Here is a 255-nt window from a genome sequence, read left to right as displayed (position 1 = left end):
GCACCGTCACCGACCCCTGGTCGCGGCCGGCGCGGATCGGCATCGCCGCGGCCAGCCGGTCCAGCGAGCCGTAGCCGGCCTTGGCACCGTGGAGCTCGATGTCCCGGGTCGGCAGCGGGCGGGTGCGTACCTCGCGGAGCGTGACGACGTCGCCGAGCGTCTGGCCGGAGGCCTCGGCGTACTGCTGCGCCTTGACGGCGGCCTCCTCGACCGCGGCGTCGCGGGCCTCGGCCATCACCTCGTCGCTCTCGCCGA

The 255-nt window shown here is 76.1% G+C and carries 1 protein-coding gene; it reads right to left on the bottom strand.

Annotation, left to right across the window (positions count from 1 at the left end; genetic code table 11):
• A partial coding sequence (locus QQZ14_RS15015; protein WP_284535152.1) for an SIMPL domain-containing protein occupies window positions 1–255 on the bottom strand: 255 nt, incomplete at both ends.

This window comes from Nocardioides sp. T2.26MG-1, from assembly GCF_950101795.1.
In the GTDB taxonomy this organism is placed as follows: Bacteria; Actinomycetota; Actinomycetes; order Propionibacteriales; family Nocardioidaceae; genus Nocardioides.
This window is presented reverse-complemented; position numbering and strand designations above follow the sequence as displayed.